A 2,471-nucleotide genomic window follows, 5' to 3' on the forward strand; every position below is an offset into this window, starting at 1 on the left:
GAACCGCTCTTCCGATCTGTGTGTTCGGATTTTCATCTGCATTAGGGCCCATACAAATGGCCCCTGTAATCGCAGCTAGATTAAAAGCAAAGCCTCCAAAAGGCGCCAGTACCAACCCCGTGAATCCAGTCGCGGCAATGACTTTTGAAGATTCAACTTGATATCCATTTGCTTTTAGAACGGCAAAACCAGGGAGGTTCTGCGACGCCATGGTTACGATAAAAAGTGGAATGCCAACGCTGATTAATGCGGACAAGTCAAAGTCAGGCATGATAAAAACAGGATGAGTTAACGAAAGCGTCACTTCATCGACATCCAGTTTGTCCATTCCCAAGCACATCACCAACGCAACACAAAAAATGATGGGGATTAATAAATTCTTTAACTGCGTTTTTGCCAAGATAAACAGCACTAACATCACGAGAACGATCTGTATCTCTTCCAGAAGGGATGAAAAAATACCTAATCCGAACTGCAGCAGCACACCCGCTAACATCGCTGCTGCTATTGAGGTGGGTATTTGCTTTAACAGTTTTTCAAATACACCCGCCACGCCAATCAGGGTAATCAACAGAGAGCTAAAAAGAAACGCCGCCACTGCCTGATTCATGGTTAACCCGTCTAAAGAAGTGATGAGTAACGCAGCGCCCGGTGTAGACCATGCCGTAACGATAGGTTTCTTGTAACGAGAAGACAGTATGATGGTTGATGCTCCCATACCAATGCCTAATGCCCAAAACCAGGATGCAACTTGAGACTCACTTGCGCCTGCACTCATCGCAGCTTGAAAGATAATGGCGCCAGCGCTTGCATAGCCAATGAATACCGCGAGAAACCCTGTACTGATGTGAGAAAACTTTAGCTTGGTCATGTTAATTGCCCTCAATGTGCGTTATAACGTCCATACAATAAGCTAACATTTGTGCGCTATAACGCACAAGGTATTTATTTGGGTAATATGCAAACAGAAATCAAAGTCAGCGATAATTTGAAGCGCCTACGCAAAGAAAAAGGCTGGAGCCTAGATAAAGCCGCGAAGGCCACCGGTGTCAGTAAAGCCATGCTGGGTCAAATTGAGCGTGGTGAATCGAGCCCAACAGTGGCGAAGTTATGGCAAATTGCGTCAGGGTTTGACGTCTCATTTTCCAACTTCATTAGTGTTAGTCATGAAAATGAACTCACTAGCTTGTTCCGAGACTCCAATGAACTGAGGCGTGAAGACTATAACCCTGGCTTTTTGGTTAGCTTGCTGTTCCCCTTTGAACAAGCATTAGGTTTTGAAGTCTTTGAACTCACTCTTGCTACTGGTTATCAGCACGAATCAGAGGCTCATAACTCGGGAGTGACGGAACATATTATGTGTATCTCCGGAGAAATGTCCGTGCTCTTTGATGGGAATTGGCATCGTCTGAAACCAGGTCAAGCGGTCCGATTTAACGCAAATCAACCTCATGGGTACAAAAACATTGGCGAACAATCTGTGGTGTTTCATAACATTATCCATTATGCCAACAGCAAACAATAACACCGGTGCCAGTTTTACTTGACCACTTCAGCGACTATGATTGCTGGCATAAACAAAAATAGGAACCACTATGATACCGCTCAGCACATCCATCGTGTCAGGGGTCGCCATTTCCAAAGTGAATGGCCAACCAAAAATTCTTCTAATGAAACGCGTCAAAGGTGGGTATTGGTGCCATGTAGCAGGCTCCATTGAAGGAAGTGAAAATGGGTGTCAGGCCATCATAAGAGAATTTAAAGAAGAGACTCAAATCGAGGTCAGAACGTTATATAACGCCCATTTTATCGACAAGTTTTATGAGCCTCACGTCAATGTGCTCCAGATGATCCCTGTTTTTGCCATTTATTGCCCGGATGACCAACCTGTAACATTGAACGAAGAGCACACCGAATACCAATGGTGTTCCCTGGAAGAGGCGATTGAGATAACGCCATTTCCTGGTCAACACGCTGTCTACCGCCATGTGTGGTCATACTTTATCGATAACGAGCCAGACCCACTGCTCAAGATACCCGTCATCGATAGCATCGCGTAAACGCCTCTCTTTTTTCACTTCATTGAGTAATATTTGAGTTAAGCTTTAAAGGTACCTTGTAAACCATTGAGAGGGGCCTTTCAGACAACAAGTGGCTTACGTTGCTTATGAATATCTCGGCAAAATGTCGCTATTTTCGTCTAATTAGCACCTTATGATTACATCTCGCTACGAACTAATGTATAACGACGCTATGAAAATACCTAAGAGAATACAGCCTTTAGTCGACGACGGTTTAGTTGACGAGGTTCAGAGCCAATTAATGAGTGGCAAAGAAGCCTCGGTGTACATTGTGCGCTGCGGTGAAGAGATCCGTTGTGCCAAAGTGTATAAGGAAGCGACTCAACGTAGCTTTAAAAAAGCCGTGGCTTATCGAGAAGGACGTAAAGTCCGAAACAGCCGCCGCGCTCG

The 2,471-nt window shown here is 44.8% G+C and carries 3 protein-coding genes and 1 pseudogene; 3 read left to right on the forward strand and 1 reads right to left on the reverse strand.

The genetic code is table 11. The features are described from left to right. On the reverse strand, window positions 1-871 hold an 871-nt coding region (locus ACP45E_RS06560; RefSeq protein WP_069584818.1), incomplete at its 3' end, for a benzoate/H(+) symporter BenE family transporter. Window positions 872-958: 87 nt separating this feature from the next. Here ACP45E_RS06560 and ACP45E_RS06565 point away from each other — a divergent pair. The 3 genes and pseudogenes from ACP45E_RS06565 to ACP45E_RS06575 all read left to right on the forward strand — a co-directional run. Beyond that, complete coding sequence (locus ACP45E_RS06565; protein WP_017041713.1) at window positions 959-1,525, forward strand: helix-turn-helix domain-containing protein; 567 nt, start codon at window positions 959-961, stop codon at window positions 1,523-1,525. A 70-nt stretch (window positions 1,526-1,595) separates the two neighbouring features. Continuing rightward, the gene (locus ACP45E_RS06570; RefSeq protein WP_017037898.1) at window positions 1,596-2,060 is read left to right on the forward strand and encodes an NUDIX hydrolase; all 465 of its coding nucleotides are present in this window, start codon (window positions 1,596-1,598) and stop codon (window positions 2,058-2,060) included. Window positions 2,061-2,253: 193 nt separating this feature from the next. Beyond that, window positions 2,254-2,471 (forward strand): annotated as a pseudogene (locus ACP45E_RS06575) (PA4780 family RIO1-like protein kinase); the annotation flags it as partial.

This window comes from Vibrio genomosp. F10 str. 9ZD137 (genome assembly GCF_049974785.1).
GTDB lineage: Bacteria > Pseudomonadota > Gammaproteobacteria > Enterobacterales > Vibrionaceae > Vibrio.